Below are 19415 nucleotides of genomic sequence, written 5' to 3' on the forward strand. Positions count from 1 at the left end.
TTAATTTCCTCCTTAATTACCTATCAGTGCCATTAATTTATTAAAGTCACATATTTTAATAATTCCTCTTACTCCACCTTCATCTTTTATAAAATTGTAAAGGTATTTAAATATTGAAAAATTATGTTTTTCTTTAGTATTAAAAAATACCATAAATACTAGTTGAACTTCTTGCTTATCCCAAATTATTGGATTTTCAAGTATTCCAACTCCGATTATAGATTTTTTATCTCCCTTCACTATTGTGTGAGGTATAGCTACTAGATTTCCTATTTCAGTTGATGAAATATTTTCTCTATCTATTATACTTTTTATTGAGCTTTCTTCTATAAAGTCTCTTTCTTTTAACTTGTTTGAAAGCGAAAGTATAACTTCTTCTTTTGTATTTGCTTTTATACTGAAAAAAGCTCTTTCATCAAACATATTACTTATTATTTTTCTTCTTTCTTCCTTTTCATAAAAGGCTTTGTTTACGTTTTCAATTAGGCTATCATCAAATATATTTTCTATATATAAGACTGGCTTTTCATATCCTTTTAATTCAACTGTTGATACTACCAAATCAACATCTTGACCTATTGCCATATCAAGATATCTAAATGGATAAACACCTACAACATTTAAGTCACTTATATTCTGCTTTAATTTTTCAGAAAGAAGCTGACCTGTGCCTATACCATAATGACAAACTATACAAATTTTCTTACTTGTATTTTTTTTCATTCTTTCATTTGAAGCAGCAAAGTGAATAGCTATATATCCAAGTTCATCTTCATCTAATTTTAAATTAAATTCAGTTTCTAGCTTATTTGATAAAAACACAGCTAAGTTAAAAGCTATTGGAAATTTCTCTTTTATTTGATGAAGCAGAGGATTATTAGATTTTATATTAGCTTTTGCTCTATTTAAAAACCTCTTTATATGGTCAGAAATCGCTATCATAAACTCTTCATCTTTTGTATAGTCACTTCCTGAAATAAGCAGTATATCTTGAAGAGCACTACTTATAACGCTACTTATTCTTTCTTCAATTTCACTTGCATTTTTTATTCCTTGTGCACCTCTATATGCTATTACACCAGAATAATTGGAAATATAAATTACTTCATCTTCAATAAGTTTAAATCCAACTTTATCAGATATTTCTTTCATAAGCTTTTCTATAAAACTGTAATTATGAAATCTATATCCTGTATCTATTAAATTTATATTTTTGCTATGACCTCTCTTACTTCTAAACACAGAAACTATTATTTTTGAAAGTAAAAGATTAAAGTCTTTATCTGAAATTATTGTTTCTTTTTCTCTTAAATGCTTTTCTAAAATACTTTCTATGCAATTTATATCGTTTTCACTGATATCATCCAAAAATACTTTGATTTTACTCTTCTCATCCAACTTTATTGCATAATCAGTAATCAACTGTCTTATATTAATTTCTTCACCATATATATAGCTTCCATAATAAGGTTTAGATTTTATAACTAAGTCATACTTTTCAAGTTTTCTTTTAAGCTTACTAGATAATTTATTTATGGCTGCTATACTTAGATTTAATTCTTCTGCCATTACTTCTATACTCATATAATTTCTGTTAATCAGCATACATATTATATTTGACATCCTTGCTTCTTCAGAATCATCCAAGAAACCATTTATATATTTATTTGCTTCTTTTACAGCTTTTGATATGTTGGTTTTAGAGCCACTTAGCTTATATCCTATACCTCTTGAAGAATCTATTTCTAAATCATACTTACTCAAAATACCATTTAAATCTGCTATATATCTTTTAATAGTTTTAGTAGATACATCTAATTTAATAGCTAGTTCATTTGATGTCATATATCCATCTTTATTGCTTAAACTTTTTACTATTACTGCATGTTTCTTAGTTATCATTGTATCACCTTCTCTTTGATTTCAATTATATATCAAATAAAATTTTAGTTGTATATATAATATGTCTATATAAGGGACATTTTGTATTTATATATTATTGCATAATGTAACTATTGCCTCCGCATAGATACCTATCGCAGTTATAAACCTATCTAAACTGGCAAATTCATTTGCACTATGAACATTTCCAAAACTACCATCAGGAAATTCACACCCAAATATTACTGAATTCTTCATTTCAGCTGCATAGCTTCCTGCACTGGTTACTCTAACAACACTTTTTGAGTCTCCAGAATACTTTACATATATCTCATGTAAACGTCTTACAAGTTTCGAATTCTCATCTATATAATTTGCTTGCTTTAAATTTTCCCCAATAAACTTAAATTTATTAATATTATTTATTTTTATATACAAATCAAATTTTTCTATTATTTCTTCAACTGTCAATACTTCAGGATACCTAACACTTAAAATTACTTCAAGCTTTCCTTCTTTTATATTTATTATTGTTGGAACCATTGAAAGAATTCCACATTTTCCTTCAACATTTAAGCCAAACAGTTTTCCATCTATATTATCTTTATTTATTAGCCTGTACAAATCTTTTGCCCAATCTTCATCAAGATTTTCTGCTAAAATTTTAATTGTATCTAATATGGGATTTATTGCTTTTTCAGGTTTAGATGAGTGTCCACCTTTCCCATTCACAATATACTTACCATCATTAAAACTTATTGAAACATTATTAAAATCAGAATTTATATAATCATTACTTAAATTTTCAATATTTTTGATATACACTTTGTCTGGAATTGTATTAAACTCTATTCCACCACTTATATCTAGATATTTATCATCTATATCCAGCATTAGCTTTATTATCGCTCCACCCTTTTCTCCATTTAATACAGGAAATTTAGCATCTGGAGTAAATCCATATACACCATGTGGCTCTTTGCTATAATAGTGCTTTATGCACTTAAATCCACTTTCTTCATTTCCTCCAGCAATTAATCTAACTTTTCTCTTTAAATCTATATTTAGACTTTTTATCATTTTTAATGCCAAAAAATTTGCTATCATAGGGCCCTTATTGTCGGAAACACCTCTAGCAACTAATTTGTCACCCATAATATCTAGCTTAAATGGCTCACTATCCCATCCTTCTCCTGGATTTACAACATCACAATGCCCAAATATGTCTATATAATCTTTACCATCTCCATATTCAATATAAACAGCATGATTATCTATATTTTTAACAGTAAAATTATTTTCTCTACCTAAATTTTCAAACCACTTTAATGCATCATATACACCTTTTCCAAAAGGCATATCTTTAGATACAGTATTTTTATCATAAAAGGAAGGTATACTTACCCATTCCTCCAACAATTTCAAGAATTCTTTTTTATATTTTTGATTTTCTTCTTTAAATCTCTCCATGATTATCACTCCAATTTAAACCTTTATATTATATATCATAGTTTATCTTGTTTCATAAATCCTTATACTTTATGTCATTTCAAGGGACAAAACTTTTTTGCTATTGATTTTATAATCTATTTATATATAATTATTTGTAGGATAAATTTAATATCATAGGAGGAACAAGATTATGGAACCATTATTTTTAAAGCCTATTTTTATGGATAGAATATGGGGTGGTACTGCACTTAAAGATAAATTTAACTATGAGATAAAATCACCTACAACAGGTGAATGTTGGGCTATAAGTTCTCATAAAAATGGAGATTGTCTGATAGAAAATGGAGAATATAAAAATAAAAAGCTATCTGAATTATGGGAGAAAAATAGAGAATTGTTTGGTAATACACCTGGAGATAAATTCCCTTTGCTTACAAAAATACTCGATGCCAATGACAATTTATCGGTTCAAGTTCATCCAAATGATGAATATGCTCAAAAAAACGAAAATGGAGAATTGGGTAAAACAGAATGCTGGTATGTAATAGACTGTTCTGATGATGCAGAAATTATAATAGGTCACAATGCAAAATCTCGTGAAGAATTTATAGAAATGATAAATAATAACGAATGGGACAAACTGCTTAGAAAAGTTAATATAAAAAAAGGTGACTTTTTCTATGTTCCAAGCGGAACTATACATGCTATATGTAAGGGAACATTAATTTTAGAAACTCAACAAAACTCAGATACTACTTATAGAGTTTATGATTATGATAGAACTGATAACTTAGGAAATAAACGTGAACTTCATGTTCAAAAATCAATAGAAGTTACAAATGTTCCTCATACAGATTTTGATACTGATTATAAAATTGTATCAACACCAAACTTTAAATGTACAACATTTGTATCAAATGAATTTTTTAGTGTCTATAAATTAGATATTTTTGGAAAATGTGATTTTACTCACAATACACCTTTTTCTTTGTACAGTATCCTAGATGGAGTTGGTAAATTGATACACAATTCTATAGAGTATGATTTAAAGAAAGGTATGCATTTTATATTACCAAATAACTTTGGAAGTTTTGGATTTGAAGGTAATCTAGAAATCATATGTTCTCACATATAGATACAAAATACAATTAACATCAAAAAAAGATAGACTATCATAAAAACTTATTTTTATGATAGCCTAGCTTTTTATAATGTACTCTATTAAATATAGAATATTTTATTTTACTTTTACAATTTAATAACTTTCTAATAATATATATCAGAAAATTCTATTTTTATTTTTTCTTGAAGATTGTATATTCTCTTATCTTCTGTATAATACTCATTACTAAAGCTTTTCATTGGCAGTGAGATTAAAAATTCTGTACCCTTATTAACTTCACTTATTACTTCTATATCTCCACCATGAAGACTTACTAGGTTCTTAACTATAGCAAGTCCTATTCCACTTCCTTCAGTATTTCTAGATAAAGTCTTGTCAACTTGTGAAAACTCTTCAAAAATCAACTCCAATTTATCTTGAGGTATACCAACACCAGTGTCTTTAACACTTATTATTACTTTATCAATTTTATAGTAGATGTTTACATATATCCATCCTCCATTATCAGTAAATTTAATACAGTTTGATAATAGATTTAGTATAATTCTCTCAATTTCAGCCTTGTCTACATAGACATTGATTTCTTCAAGCTCTGTATCAAATAGAATTCTTATATCTTTTCTGCTTGCATACTCTTCTATATTCATAAACAAATCTTCTATTACAGATACAATATTGTATTTTGCAAGTTTAAGTGTGTAAAATCCTGACTCCATCTTTGTCAAATCTATAATATTATTTATCAATCTTTGAAGTCTATAGGAACTTTGTCTAACTAAATCAACATGAGATTTAATATTATTATTATAGTCTTTTATTTTTTCACTTCTATAGAAAGAATCTACCAATTGATTTGAACTTGATATAACATTTAATGGTGTTTTTAACTCATGAGACATATTTGCAAAAAACTCAGTTTTTATTTTATCTGTTTTAAATCTTTCAAGTAATTCTTTTTCAGCTTGTTCAGAGTATTTTTTATGTGCTAAATCTTTTATAATAAGCATTATATATCTAGTGTTATATATCGAAAAAGGCAAGGCACTTAATTCTACTTCTACTATATCATCATAATTATTTATTAATTCATATTCTAGTAAAAGTATACTCTTATTTTCATTTAAAACTTTAGTCATATTTTCAGTAAATTTCATTTTTTCTTCAGTATTTGCATTCATTAATATCTTAATATTAGAATCTTTTACATCATCTATACTTGTAAAAGATAGCATATCCAAAAATGATTTATTTGCATAATTTACACTTAAGTCTTCTCTTAACAAGCATATACCATCAGGTAGTATATCTATAAATCTTGAATAAGAGGATTGACTTTCTTCAAGTTTTATTTGAGATATCTTTCGAGAAGTTGTATCACGTATTACAATAATAGTTTTATAAGTTCCTTCATTATTATAATGAGAAAAACTCATCTCTACATATTTTACTTCACCCTCTATTACATACCTTTTTTCTATATTTTCTTCACTTTTACATATTGAGGAAAAATCGATGTTTTCTAATGTCTCTTTAAATATTTGTCTACATGCATTATTTACATATATTTTATTACTACCTTCAAGTACTACTATACCATCTCCAACACTTTCCAAAAAGTCTTCACTTCTCTTATTTGCTTCAATAACTTTTCGTTCGTATTCCTTTTTCTTAGTTTTGTCCTTTAATACACATAAGACTCCTTCTATTTGTGTAGCTATAATTAAAGGAGCAAATATAGCTTGGTAAACCTTATTGTCACTTGTATCAATAAATTTTTCTATATTTTTTTTATTGATAAATACATAATTAATGCTTTCTATTAAATCACTAAAATTTTTAACTTTATAACTTAATTTATCTTGTTCTTTATAATCTCCAAAAATATTTCTAAAACTTTTATTTGCATATGTAATTTCTCCATCCTTACTAAACACAACTATACTATTTACAGCAACATCTAAAGTAGATTGTAGTCGTAATTCTCTTTTTATAAGTATTTCTTTAAGTTCTTCTATTTTTTCTGTTTCATATATTAATTTTTTATTTTTTTCTTTCAAACTTTCCGTTTTTATTGTTAATTCTTCATTTGTATCATGTAATTCCAATGCTGTTTTCTTAATATTCTTAGATACTATATAATTATATAAATAATATAATGCTACATTTATTGTTATTTGTGATAACATACCTTCTATATGTATATTACCAATTACTATATGTAGTAAATTTGGAGCTCTTGATAAGATTGTTATTATTATTATTCTATTAAAAAACTTTTTCTCACTATATTCCCATTTATTTGCGTTTGAACTTGAGTTTAGTTCAATTCCACTCATAATAGAGACAATTATCATAAATATAGATGTAACAACCCCTAAAGTATAGTGTAATGTCCCTCTATCTAAAGAGTTACAAATTTCAGATATTATGAATAAAGATGATATTGTTAAAACTACAGTTACTACAAATAAAATTATGCTCGAATGAATTTGTTTATTATCCTTAACAAATTTAAAACTTAAATACACACCTAATATAGGAAATAAATCTGTCATTGCTGATATTGTAATGTTAATTCCAATTACAGCTTCTGCTCTAGTACCTAAACAATTAAATAAATATATACACTCCAATACTCCAGTTGCTGCAAATACTAATCCTAAAAATGTAGAAAATGAATCTACTTTAAATTTTGTAGTATTAAATATAATCATTCCTGTAGCTATTAAGAATGTAGCATATACAGCATGCAGTAAAATTTCATATTTATTTGTATCTTTTATAATAAATAACAAAAGCACTGAGCCCATTATTATAAATAAAAGGCTCATGTCTTCTCTTTCTTTTATATCTGGTTTCACAGCAGGTATTATATTCTTCAATACTTTACACTTCCTCTTAATTAATATTTTATACTAATTAATTTATACGATACTCGACATTATAATTCCTTCTTTATACCTCAAAGCAAAAACAGACATTTTCCGCTAAAACAAAATTCTTTTGTTTTCTACTCTTTTAGTTATTTTGTTTCTATCAAAGTTTTCTAATATAATCATACAGTTTTTTCTACTAGAATCTATCAAATCTCTGTATTCTCCTAATGTTATTTCCTTATTTTCTTTTATATAATTTATTAAAGTATTCTTTGCATCTTCATAAATATCTTTATCCATTATATACAAATCATCCAATTTTTCTACCTTGTTACCTATCATTGACTCTAATACTTCAGCATAGTTATGATTTCCTTCAGAAACTTCATCTATTGTCAATATTGAAGAAACTCCACATGATTTTAGCTTTTTTTCTATTTTTTTTGCTATTTCTCTTTGTTTGTCATTTAAGATAACTTCAAAATCAAATAATGATATTATATTATTTTCTATTTTTATAATATTTTCTGTAGATAATTTTTCTAATAAGATATCCATTTCTCTAGTCTTAAAATTACTTTCTACCTTAGACCTTACTTCTTCTTTTAACATACCTTTTCTCAATCTATACTTCTTATGGTACTCACTTAAAAGATTTATTGTACTTTCCTTCAGTTTATTGTATTGATTTATATGCATGTACATGTTTCCAATAAGCAATACTTTATTTTCTGATATAAGTATCTCAATAGCTTTTTTTACATGCTCTTCATGAGCACCACTATAACTCATTATTTCTTTTAGATTTGGATAATTTTTTAGATTTCTCTTTAAGTATTCTTCTATTATATCTTTAAGTTCACCTTTTTCTTTTATTTTTAATCCCTCTATAACTTTTTCATCAAATCTCTTATGCTTTTTAGGAGATGGGTCAATTATCACACCTCCACCTATAGTTTCCATTGGAGAATAACGTCTGACAACAAAAGTATCACCCTTCTTAGATACTATACTTTCTTCAAGTCTTAATTGAACATATCCATTCTCTCCGTTTTCAATTAAATCTTTATCTAGTGGAACTGCTCTACAAAGTATTTCTCTAGTCCCATGATACAATCTCAATCTATCCCAATGCTTTATCCCTTTTTCTAGATGATTTACCAATGATAATTTCACATCTAACATCATTGATTCTTCTAATGAATTTGGAGCAGCCAAAACATCTCCTCTTTTTATATCATCTACCTTTACATTTGATATGTTGATTGCTGTTCTTTGTCCTGCATAAGCTGTATCTTTACTTTCCCCATGAACTTGTATACTTCTTATCTTTGTTTTTAATACTTGTGGATATATAACCAAGTCATCCTCTATACTTATCTTTCCTTCTATTAATGTACCTGTTATTACAGTACCAAATCCCTTTATAGAAAATACTCTATCTATATTAAGTCTTGCTGGAGAATTTTCGTTTTTATCTTCTATTGCCTCACTCATCTTATCTATTTTTTCAATAAGAGTATTTATTCCTTTTTTAGATACAGAATCAACTTCAATTATTTCTGCACTTTCAAGAAAAGTACCTTTTATTTTTTCACAAACATCCTCTTTTACTAGTTCTCTAAATTCTTCGTCTACAGTATCAGATTTAGTCAAAACTACTATTCCATTTTTTATATTTAAAAAACTTAAGATGTCTAAATGCTCAACTGTCTGTGGCATAACACCCTCATCTGCTGCTACAACAAGTAAAACTATATCAAGTCCTGATGCTCCAGCTAGCATGTTTTTTATAAATTTTTCATGTCCTGGTACATCTACGATACCAGCCCTTCTATTGTTTGGTAAATCAAAATAAGTAAACCCTAAATTTATTGATATACCTCTCTTTTTTTCTTCATCCAAGGTATCAGTTTCTCTTCCAGTCAATGCTTTTATAAGAGTTGTTTTTCCATGGTCTATATGACCTGCTGTTCCAATTACTACGTTTTTCATTTTTTGCCCCCTATCAAAGCTTCAATGCTTTTAATTTTCAATTAAAATTAATAGTATTACTATATCAAATTTAGTTAATTAAAGGCTTTTCTTAATTCCTCAACTACTACATCAAATTCATCATCAAATATAGTTCTTACATCTAAAACATATTTATTATCATATACTCTAGCTATTATATGAGCTTCACTGAGTCTTAATTTTTTTTCTAAAGATGATACATTCATATGCTCAGGAGTTATTGTTATTACCTTTGTGGCTATTGTTTCAAGAGGCATAGACCCTCCTCCTACCTGAGAGAATCCATCTTCTATGTTTATCTTAGCATTTAGATTTAAGGCAGTTATTTTTTCAAATAATTTATTTGCCTTTGCTTCTAATTCTTCAATGCTATATGTCAACATTTTTAAAGTAGGTATGTTTTCCACAGCCTTTGTTTCGTCTAGGTACATCCTTAAAGTTGCTTCAAGTGCACATATTGTAAGCTTATCGACTCTAAGAGCTCTAGTAAGTTGATTTTTCTTCATTTTTTCTATATACTCTTTTTTCCCAACTATAATACCTGCTTGTGGCCCACCAAGCATTTTATCTCCACTAAAAGTAACTACATCTGCACCTTGTCTTATAGAATCTAATACAGTTGGTTCATAAGATAATCCATATTTTGATAAATCTATAAATACTCCACTTCCTAGGTCTTCTATTACAGGTAACTTATATTTTTTACCCAAATTAACTAGTTCTTCGATAGATACACTCTCTGTAAATCCCATAATTCTATAGTTACTTGTATGAACTTTCATCAATACATTAGTTTCTTCTGTAATAGCTTCTTTATAATCTTTTAAGTGTGTCTTATTAGTTGAGCCTATTTCCACTAATTCTGCACCACTAAGAGCCATTATACTTGGAATTCGGAAAGAACCTCCTACTTCCACTAACTCTCCACGTGATACAATTGCTTCTCCTCCTTTTGCCATTGTACTAAGTACAAGAAGCACTGCTGCTGCATTATTATTTACAACTAGTACATCTTCTGCACCAGTAAGTCTTTTTATTGTATTAGTTAAATGAGAATATCTTGAGCCTCTTTCTCCATTATCCAAATCATATTCCAAGTTTGAATATCTTGAAGCAGCACACCATAATTCATCTTTTATATCTTCACTAAGTAAAGACCTCCCCAAATTTGTATGAATAACTGTACCAGTTGCATTTATAACTTTTTTTAATGATAATGAGTAATTTAATTTAACTCTCTCTATTGAAGATTCTATTATCTCATCAAATTCTATTGTTACAGAATTAGATGCATCCTCTTTTAATCTTAAAATAAATTGTCTCTTAAAATCTATCACTTCTCTTACAGATTCTAAAACTAAACTTCTAGGATATTCCTCTATTATTTCTACTATTCTATTATCACTTAATACTTCATCAACTGAAGGTAACATTGCAAATAATTCTCTTTTGCTCAAAATAATCACTCTTTCTCTACATATAATATTTTATAAAACTTTAATATATTTTTCCCCTTTTTTCACTACAGAACCTATGATTTTTGCTTCTATTGCTCCATTTAACTTCATATCTCTTACAAGTTCTTCTGCTAATTCTTCTTTTACAGAAATCAATAACCCTCCAGAAGTTTGTGGGTCATATAAAATATCTTGAACTGCAACTTCTACATCTCCTACAATTTCTACATCTTTTGATACATAATGCATGTTTTTATACATCCCAGCAGGTATGATTCCCATTTCTGCCATTTCTACAGCACCCTCGATAATTGGAACATGCTTTGAATCAATTTCAATACTCACTTCAGAAGCTTTAGCCATTTCTAAAGCATGCCCAAGTAAACCAAATCCAGTGATATCTGTAACTGAATTTACATCAATTTTATCAAAACTCATTGCTGCATATTTATTTAAATGTATCATTATTTCTACTACTTTGTCACATACATGTTGTTCTACCATACCTTCTTTCATGGCTGTATTTAATACACCCACACCAATTGGCTTTGTTATAACTAACTTGTCGCCAGGCTTTGCAGTAGCATTTGATAAAACTTTATTTGGATTTACAATTCCAGAAACTGAAAGACCATATTTAGGTTCTTGGTCATCTACAGTATGCCCTCCGACTAATAGTGCACCACTTTCTTTTACTTTATCAAATCCACCTTTTAATATTTCTGCAAGTACATCCATATCATGACATGATGGAAAACAAACAATATTCATTGCAACTAAAGGCTTTCCTCCCATAGCATATACATCTGATAGTGAATTTGATGCAGCAATTTGACCAAATACAAATGGGTCATCTACCATTGGTGTAAAGAAATCCAGTGTTTGAATAAGTGCCATATCATCATTTAACTTATACACAGCAGCATCATCTGCTGTATCTAATCCTACTAATAAATTTTCTATATTATCATTTTTAGGCAGTTGAGATAAAACTGATGCCAGAACCTCTGGCCCTATTTTAGCTGCTCATCCACCTGCTGTTGTCATCTCTGTAAGTTTTTTTTGTTCCTTCTTCATAAAAGTACCTCCTTTACTAAATTTCCGCATATACACACATATACATACATATTTATAATACCATATCTATAAGTGAGTTTTGTATTATATTTTTAGTCTATACAAATTAAATCTTTTAGATTTTCGTATTTTTTATCTCCTATCCCATTCACATTTTTTATATCTTCAATTGAATCAAATTGTCCATTTTCTTCTCTATGTTGTAAAATTTTATTAGCTGTAGCTTCTCCAACTCCAGGTAAAGCATCCAGTTCTTCTAATTTTGCTGTGTTTATATTTATTTTTGATTTATCAGATAGATTTTTATTATTTTTACTTTCAGATTCATTTTTAGGTTCATCTTCTAGACTTGGCTTATTAGAATCGCTGTTGCTTGTAACAGATATTGTTTCTCCTATTTTAGGTATTATGTAATGTTGTTCATCTTCTAACTTTAGTGATAAATTAATTCCATTTAAATCAGCTTCTTTTGTTGTTCCACCTAATAATTCTACAGCATCATAAAGTCTCTTATCTGATTCTATAGTTACAATCCCTGGTCTATTCACTGCTCCACTTATGTATATAGTTATTTTATTAATTTGAATATTTTTATCTATTTTCCCCTCATATTTATTATGCTTATTTACTTCATTTTTAACTATTTTGTCTACCTTATCTGTTTTTTTATTATGTGAATTATTTTTACTTACAACATAAATATCTTCTTTGAAGACATCTAACCGATTAATGATTATTGCTGACAATGTTAAAAAACATACCATAGAAAACAAAATAATTTTTACCTTTTTTTTCATATATTAATCACTCCTTCATTTTAATTATTGACAAAAATATGCTATACTAAAAGATGAATTTAAATTTTGGAGGCTCACAATGAAAAGAAATTTATCACTTTTATTAATCTGTTTCTTGATATTTGCTTCATTTTTAGGAAGTTCTAATATATCTTTTGCAGATGATGAACCAGCTATAGTTGCCAAACATGCCGTTTTAATGGACTATGAAACTGGAAAAATATTGTATAATAAATCTGGAGATTCTAAGCTTTATCCAGCTTCAACAACTAAGGCATGGACAGCTTGTTTAGTTCTGAAAAAGGTTAAGAATTTAAATCAAGTAATAGAAATTAAAAACCTACCTCAGATAGAGGGTTCTAGTATGTACTTGAAAGAAGGCGAAGCTTTCACTGTAAGACAATTATTAAACGCTCTTTTGATTCATTCTTCTAATGATGCTGCCTTTGTATTAGCTAGATATGTTGGTGAAGGAGATGTACAAAAATTTGTTGACCTTATGAATTCTGAGGCAAAAGATATTGGAGCTACTGGCACTCATTTTAACAATCCTCATGGATTACCAGACCCAAATCATTACACTACAGCTCATGATATGGCTCTTATGGCCAGAGAAGCTATGAATAATGATGTTTTTAGACAGATTGTAAAAACTAAGTCACTTAAGTTTGATGCTACAAAAGCATACCCTTATGAAAGATATTTTGTAAATACTAATAAATTTTTAACATCACATGATAAGATTACATATAAAGGTCAATCTATAGATATAAAATACGATATAGTTGATGGTATAAAAACAGGATATACTGATGCTGCTGGTAAATGTCTTTTATCTAGTGCAGTAAAAGATGGAAGAAGAGTCATTGCTGCTGTATTTAATTCAACTAATTACGATTTATATTTAGATTCACGCATCTTAATTGATTATGGATTTGATAACTTTAAATGCGCTACTATTGTTGATAAAGAAAAATATACTGATACTAAAAAAGTATTATTTACAAAACAACATGAATTAATTTATGAACCAAAATATAGTTATAAGATAACTTTAGGACAAAATGAATCTCAAGGTGACTACAATACTAAAACTGAACTAGATAAAATTGATTTACCTGTAAAAAAAGGTACTAAGGTTGGTACTTTAAATATATATAATAGTGGTAAGCTAGAAAAGAGTATAGATTTAGTTGCAAAAAATAACCTTGATAGTAGTCTTCCATTTATAACTGAAAATAAAACTTTGATGCTTTCTATTAAAATTATTATGGCTATTTTAGTACTTCTAGTTATATTTATAATAGCTTCAAATATTAAAAAGAATAATAAAAGAAAGTCTAGAGGAAAAAGAAATATGAGAAAATAGCAATACCACTTATTTATAACACCCTTATCTGCTATAATTATAATGTTTTTTTAAAGAACAATTATCACATAGAAAAGGAGTTCTTAGGAATCCCTTTTCTTTTTTATACAAAAAAGGAGATACCCAAATTTTTATTTTGAGACCTCCCATATAATTACAATTAATCATAATCTTAAGCAAATCTAATTTTTAAATTTTTCTTTTTATAAAATATCATTTTTTTAATTATCTATACTGTATAAAACAACAACCTATATATCAAATTGAAATGTAAAGTTATCAATTAATCTAGTTTTTCCTATGAAAACAGCACTTGCTACAAGTACAGAATTTTCTATATGTTCAACAGGTTGTAATGTCTCACTATCTACAATTTCAACATAATCTATTTTTGTTGAATCTTCAGAATTTATTTTAGATGTTATTAATTCTTTTATTTTTTTTACATCTAGATTTCCTTTTGCCAGTTCTTCTTTTGCCAAGCTTAGGCTTTCATTTAAAACTAAAGCAGTTTTTCTTTCTTCTTTTGAAAGATATGTATTTCTTGAGCTTTTTGCTAAACCATCTTTTTCACGAATTATAGGGCATCCTATTATTTTTGTGTCTATATTCAAATCTTTGACCATCCTTTTAATTACTGCTAATTGTTGAGCATCTTTCTCTCCAAAATAAGCTTTATCAGGAGTTACTATATTCAGAAGTTTTGAAACAACTAGGCATACACCACCAAAATGAACAGGTCTTTTAGAACCACAAAGAAAATCTGTAAGTCCAGACACATCTATGGTAGTACAATTGCCTTTCAAATACATTTCTTCTGATGATGGGTTAAAGACTACTGATGCACCACTATCTATACAGTATTTAAAATCTTTTTCTATATCTCTCGGATAACTGTTAAAATCTTCATTTGGTCCAAACTGAGTTGGATTTACAAATACACTTACTACTACCTTATCATTTTCTTTTACAGCTTTTTTAATAAGGCTTTGATGTCCTTCATGTAAAAATCCCATAGTAGGAACAAGTCCTATAGAATAGCCAGTTTTTTTCCAATCTTTAATTATATTTCTTAGTGATTTTATTTCTTTTACAAGCATTTTGTACCATCCTTAATCTTAGTATAATTTTTCTAATTCAGATTCATTTATTGAAAAGCTATGTTTTTCTTGTGGAAATACGCCAGTTTCAACTTCTAGTATGTAATTTTTAATTGAATCTTTCATTATATCTCCTATATTTGCGTATTGCTTTACAAATTTAGGTACAAAATCTCCAAACATCCCCAACATATCTTGATAAACTAAAATTTGACCATCACAATTAATTCCTGCTCCTATCCCTATTGTGGGAATTGAAATAGAATTAGTCACCTTCTCAGCTATTTTAGCAGGAACTCCTTCAAGGACAATAGAAAATGCTCCTGCTTTTTCTATTAATTTAGCATCTTCAATAAGTTGTTTTGCTGTTTCACTAGTATTTCCTTGAACCTTAAATCCACCAAATGAATTTACAGATTGAGGTGTTAGTCCTAAATGGCCCATTACAGGTATTTGAGCATTTACAATGTTTTTTATTTGTTCTATAACTTTTGAGCCACCTTCTAATTTTACAGCATGTGCCCCACCTTCTTTTACAAGTCTGCCAGCATTTTTAACAGCCTCTTCTGTAGAAACATGGTAAGATAGAAATGGCATATCACTTACAATTAAGGCATTTTTGGCACCATTTTTTACAGCTTTTGTATGATATATAATTTCATCTATAGTAACAGATAGAGTGTTTTCTTCACCTTTTACGACCATTCCTAATGAATCTCCTATTAAAATACCATTTATGTTACATTCATCCATTATTTTTGCTATTGAGTAATCATAAGCAGTAAGCATAGATAGCTTCCTTCCATCACTTTTAGCATTTTTAAAAGTCAGTATAGTATTTTTCATTGTTTTTTCCTCCTAAAATTTTGTAAATCTCTTTATATTTTTCAGATTTACTCATTAAATCTTCGACTGCATTTTCTATAGAAATATTTTTTGTACATTTTAATGAATCTTCATTTTCCAAGGCTATTATTTTTAGTAGATTTAAGGAGAGTATTTTGTAAATATCTTCATCTTTTTTATCTAATGCTGATAAATGTTTTTTTATTGGTGTTATATCACCACGAACAACAGGTCCAGTAAGGGATTTAGTAAATCCATTATCAAGTATATTTTCTATATTTATTTTGACCAAAGGATTTATAGCTTTTAAAGCTTCTTCTTCAGATAGACCCAATTTAATAAAGTAACTTACTCCTACATATAGTAAAGATAACACTAAATTTGAAACTAAAACATTGGCCACATGATAAGTGGATGAAGTATTTTTATCTCTTATGAAAAACCGATTTCCTAAGCTATTTATAAAATTTTGAATAAATAAATCATCTTTTTCATTATCACCTTCTATGGAAAAACAAATGTCTTTCATTTTTTTAATATCAGTATTTTTATTGGAAAATGCAAATATAGGATGGACAGAATAAATTAATGCACCTGCTTTTTTTGAACAGAACAATATACTAGATTTTAAAGAGCCACTTGTGTGGCAAATGTATTTATGTTTTAAATTAAATTTGGAAAGTTTTTTGTCTATGATTTCAATAGAATCATCTGATGTTGTAATAAATAATATATCATTTTCATAAATAATGTCTTTCAAGTTACTATAAATCTTTGTTTTTGTTAAATCTGTTGATTCTAATAAAGATAATTGATTTCTTCCATAAAAGCCCGTTACACAATAATCTTTTGACAAAAAATAATTTGCTAAAGATGTCCCAACTTTTCCAGAACCAATAAATCCTATTTTAATAGTATCACCTCCAACTTGTGATACAACATCTTAATTTCCAATCTCATTCATGAAGATATGAGTTATATAAGACAAAATAATTAAAAACATTTAAAGTATAGTTCTTATAACAAGATACCATCCATGAATATTCTACCATTTAAATAAAAAGTTGACAATTAATTCTACAAAAATTAAGTTAATATGTTTTTATTTATGTTTTCTTATTTTACTAAAAATGCACTTAACTTAAAAATAATTAAAATAATATTTTTCAATAATCTCTTTAACATTTTATTTTTGTTAAAAAATAAAAATGTGCTCCTTCCTTGTATATTGTGATATCTTTACTACCACAACTTTTTGGAAGAATGCACACTTTATTTCACACACTCAACACATATTGAATATGTATTCTCAAACTTATTAAATTATATATTTATGTATTTTTCTGTTTTTGCTTATCGTTAAGTTTACATTTTGAACAGTTTCCTAGACATTCATCAACCATATCTAGACATTCATTAAATGCTACCTTACTACTATTTTTATGTCTTACAATTAGTATATCCTGTTTTTTAGCCTGAGACTCAACTGTTCTAGACATCTTATGTGAAACTGTTGATGTAAGTATAACAACAGCATCAGGTTTTCCTATAGAGTTATTTAATTTAGATGACATAGTAGTATATACTTTTGTTTTATAACCTTTTTTCTTGGCCATAACCATATAATCTTTTTCCATTCTTTCATGGCCACCAATCACTAATAAGTTCATTAGACTGCCTCCCGCCTTATTTGATATTGATTTTCATTATTATTTATACTATATATAATAATATCTAAAAATAATTTTGTCAATACTTATTGATATTAATTATCATTTTAATAATAGAAGGTTTTATTTTTAGTAACTTTTTAGTGTTAATAAATTTAAATTTATTGGCTCTAAAAGTTATTGATATTGCATTATAAATAATGTTTTATATAATAAAAAGCTGTAAGTTTTAATGATACCACTCATTAAAATTCACAGCTTTTAAAACTTAATATCCTATATTATTTTAAATTCTTTTTTATTCCTTTGTTTAATATACTTTCATAGTTAATAAAGTCATAAATATCTTCCTTAAATTCATCTGAAAACTTATGTAATTCTTCTAGTGTCAAATCTTCTATTGCTTTTTTATTATCTTCACAATATATCACAATACTTCCAACAATTCCATGTGCATCTCTAAAGGCAACATTATTTTTAACTAGATAGTCAGCAACTTCTGTAGCATTTAAAAACCCATTTTTAACTGCTTGTTTCATTTTATCTTCATTTACCTTTAATGTAGCTATCATTCTCTCCATTATTTGTATACACATTTCAAGAGTGTGTACACTATCAAAGAAGCCTTCCTTATCTTCTTGCATATCTTTATTGTAAGCTAGTGGTATACCTTTCATCACTGTAAAAAGACCAAATAAATTTCCATATACTCTACCAGTCTTACCTCTTATAAGTTCTGCACCATCAGGATTTTTCTTTTGAGGCATTATACTACTTCCAGTAGTATATAAATCATCTATTTCAACAAACCCAAATTCTTGAGAACTCCAAAGTATCAATTCTTCACTAAGTCTACTTAAATGCATCATTATAATTGAAAAATCACTCATTAGTTCTAATAAATAGTCTCTATCACTTACACCATCCATAAAATTATCTACAACTTTTTTAAATCCTAATTGCTCACAAGTTATATTTCTATCTATATCATGTGTAGTTCCTGCCAAAGCTCCACAACCTAAAGGTGATTCATCTAATATTTCTATAGCATTTTTTATTCTTTTCTCATCTCTATCAAACATACTATAATATGCCATCAAATGATGTTTAAAAGTTACCACTTGCGCTCTTTGAAGATGAGTATATCCTGGCATCATTACTGAATTTTTATCAGCAACATCTTTTATAGTTTCTTTAAATCCAGATATTAACCCCACTAAATCACTTGCCTTTTCTTTGGCATATAATCTCATATCAACTGCAACTTGGTCATTTCTACTACGAGCTGTATGAAGTTTCTTCCCAACATCACCTATTTTTTGAATCAAGTTTATCTCAGTAAAACTATGTATATCTTCATAATCTCCATCTAATGCCAATTTTCCATTTTCAATATCTTCAAGTATTCCATTTAGACCTTCTGTTATAGCTTTTCCCTCTTCATCTGTTAAAAGCCCACATTTTACTTGCATATAGACATGTGCTATACTTCCTTCAATATCTTTTTTGTATAGTATACAGTCATACCCAAAAGATTTATTAAATTCTTCCATAAGTTGATTTTCAGCTTTTCTAAAGCGTCCACCCCATAATTTCATATTTTTCACCTCATATTTTAATTTTTTATATTTTAATTATAATATTTTTACTTTAGCTAAAAATAAAAAATCTCTTGGTCAAAAAGACCAAGAGACGAAATATTCCGTGTTACCACTCTAGTTGATAAACTATGTTTACCCACTCTATTCTCT

General features: G+C 27.5%; 14 protein-coding genes and 1 other annotated feature (1 of these 15 only partly in view). Of the genes, 2 read left to right on the plus strand and 12 right to left on the minus strand.

The genetic code is table 11. The features are described from left to right. Positions 1-12: 12 nt before the first annotated feature. Positions 13-1902: a BglG family transcription antiterminator gene (locus tag IC173_RS07345; RefSeq protein ID WP_227432544.1), complete on the minus strand. Its 1890-nt coding sequence runs from the start codon at positions 1900-1902 to the stop codon at positions 13-15. Positions 1903-1989: 87 nt separating this feature from the next. After that, the gene (locus tag IC173_RS07350; protein WP_227432543.1) at positions 1990-3351 is read right to left on the minus strand and encodes a Sapep family Mn(2+)-dependent dipeptidase; all 1362 of its coding nucleotides are present in this window, start codon (positions 3349-3351) and stop codon (positions 1990-1992) included. Between the two features lie 172 nt (positions 3352-3523). Here IC173_RS07350 and manA point away from each other — a divergent pair, with 172 nt between their 5' ends. After that, on the plus strand, positions 3524-4468 hold the full coding sequence (manA, locus tag IC173_RS07355) for a mannose-6-phosphate isomerase, class I (protein ID WP_227482861.1): 945 nt from the start codon (positions 3524-3526) through the stop codon (positions 4466-4468). Positions 4469-4599: 131 nt separating this feature from the next. On the opposite strand, the gene IC173_RS07360 is transcribed toward manA, so the two are convergent. From IC173_RS07360 to IC173_RS07380, 5 genes are all read right to left on the minus strand, one after another. Then, positions 4600-7338, minus strand: a complete 2739-nt coding sequence (locus IC173_RS07360; RefSeq protein ID WP_227432541.1) for a PAS domain-containing sensor histidine kinase — start codon at positions 7336-7338, stop codon at positions 4600-4602. A gap of 105 nt (positions 7339-7443) precedes the next feature. After that, on the minus strand, positions 7444-9327 hold the full coding sequence (gene selB / locus IC173_RS07365) for a selenocysteine-specific translation elongation factor (RefSeq protein ID WP_227432540.1): 1884 nt from the start codon (positions 9325-9327) through the stop codon (positions 7444-7446). Positions 9328-9401: 74 nt separating this feature from the next. Further along, the gene (selA, locus tag IC173_RS07370; RefSeq protein WP_227482911.1) at positions 9402-10781 is read right to left on the minus strand and encodes an L-seryl-tRNA(Sec) selenium transferase; all 1380 of its coding nucleotides are present in this window, start codon (positions 10779-10781) and stop codon (positions 9402-9404) included. Between the two features lie 54 nt (positions 10782-10835). After that, the gene (gene selD / locus IC173_RS07375) at positions 10836-11882 is read right to left on the minus strand and encodes a selenide, water dikinase SelD (protein WP_227432539.1); all 1047 of its coding nucleotides are present in this window, start codon (positions 11880-11882) and stop codon (positions 10836-10838) included. Positions 11883-11974: 92 nt separating this feature from the next. After that, positions 11975-12679, minus strand: coding sequence for a DUF655 domain-containing protein (locus IC173_RS07380; protein ID WP_227855365.1), 705 nt, complete (start codon positions 12677-12679; stop codon positions 11975-11977). A gap of 79 nt (positions 12680-12758) precedes the next feature. On the opposite strand from IC173_RS07380, the gene IC173_RS07385 reads away from it, so the two are divergent. Then, entirely contained in the window at positions 12759-14048 is a 1290-nt protein-coding gene (locus tag IC173_RS07385; protein ID WP_227432537.1) for a D-alanyl-D-alanine carboxypeptidase family protein, read from the plus strand. Between the two features lie 251 nt (positions 14049-14299). Here the strand turns inward: IC173_RS07385 and panC are convergent, their stop codons facing one another. The 5 genes from panC to argH all read right to left on the minus strand — a co-directional run bounded on the left by panC (position 14300) and on the right by argH (position 19262). Beyond that, positions 14300-15148 carry a pantoate--beta-alanine ligase gene (panC, locus tag IC173_RS07390; protein WP_227482862.1) on the minus strand — a complete coding sequence of 283 codons (849 nt, stop codon included), beginning with the start codon at positions 15146-15148 and terminating at the stop codon, positions 14300-14302. Positions 15149-15166: 18 nt separating this feature from the next. Further along, the gene (panB, locus tag IC173_RS07395; RefSeq protein ID WP_227482863.1) at positions 15167-15994 is read right to left on the minus strand and encodes a 3-methyl-2-oxobutanoate hydroxymethyltransferase; all 828 of its coding nucleotides are present in this window, start codon (positions 15992-15994) and stop codon (positions 15167-15169) included. Then, complete coding sequence (locus tag IC173_RS07400) at positions 15969-16907, minus strand: DUF2520 domain-containing protein (RefSeq protein ID WP_227482912.1); 939 nt, start codon at positions 16905-16907, stop codon at positions 15969-15971. The genes panB and IC173_RS07400 overlap by 26 nt, the downstream gene beginning before the upstream one ends. 418 nt (positions 16908-17325) lie before the next feature. After that, a complete protein-coding gene (locus tag IC173_RS07405; RefSeq protein ID WP_021385441.1) occupies positions 17326-17664 on the minus strand; it encodes a DUF2325 domain-containing protein in 339 nt (112 codons plus the stop codon). A gap of 281 nt (positions 17665-17945) precedes the next feature. Next, positions 17946-19262: an argininosuccinate lyase gene (argH, locus tag IC173_RS07410; RefSeq protein ID WP_227855366.1), complete on the minus strand. Its 1317-nt coding sequence runs from the start codon at positions 19260-19262 to the stop codon at positions 17946-17948. An 87-nt stretch (positions 19263-19349) separates the two neighbouring features. Then, positions 19350-19415 (minus strand) — a binding site (T-box leader); it runs 145 nt beyond the window's last position.

This window comes from Clostridioides sp. ES-S-0048-02 (assembly GCF_020658495.1).
Classification (GTDB): domain Bacteria; phylum Bacillota; class Clostridia; order Peptostreptococcales; family Peptostreptococcaceae; genus Clostridioides.

What these genes read in the sequence shown, in the direction of transcription:
- IC173_RS07345 (WP_227432544.1), bottom strand. Translation starts at nt 1,902, where the DNA reads ATGATAACTAAGAAACATGCAGTAATAGTAAAAAGTTTAAGCAATAAA.
- IC173_RS07350 (WP_227432543.1), bottom strand. Translation starts at nt 3,351, where the DNA reads ATGGAGAGATTTAAAGAAGAAAATCAAAAATATAAAAAAGAATTCTTG.
- manA (WP_227482861.1), top strand. Translation starts at nt 3,524, where the DNA reads ATGGAACCATTATTTTTAAAGCCTATTTTTATGGATAGAATATGGGGT.
- selB (WP_227432540.1), bottom strand. Translation starts at nt 9,327, where the DNA reads ATGAAAAACGTAGTAATTGGAACAGCAGGTCATATAGACCATGGAAAA.
- selA (WP_227482911.1), bottom strand. Translation starts at nt 10,781, where the DNA reads ATGTTACCTTCAGTTGATGAAGTATTAAGTGATAATAGAATAGTAGAA.
- IC173_RS07380 (WP_227855365.1), bottom strand. Translation starts at nt 12,679, where the DNA reads ATGAAAAAAAAGGTAAAAATTATTTTGTTTTCTATGGTATGTTTTTTA.
- IC173_RS07385 (WP_227432537.1), top strand. Translation starts at nt 12,759, where the DNA reads ATGAAAAGAAATTTATCACTTTTATTAATCTGTTTCTTGATATTTGCT.
- panC (WP_227482862.1), bottom strand. Translation starts at nt 15,148, where the DNA reads ATGCTTGTAAAAGAAATAAAATCACTAAGAAATATAATTAAAGATTGG.
- panB (WP_227482863.1), bottom strand. Translation starts at nt 15,994, where the DNA reads ATGAAAAATACTATACTGACTTTTAAAAATGCTAAAAGTGATGGAAGG.
- IC173_RS07405 (WP_021385441.1), bottom strand. Translation starts at nt 17,664, where the DNA reads ATGAACTTATTAGTGATTGGTGGCCATGAAAGAATGGAAAAAGATTAT.
- argH (WP_227855366.1), bottom strand. Translation starts at nt 19,262, where the DNA reads ATGAAATTATGGGGTGGACGCTTTAGAAAAGCTGAAAATCAACTTATG.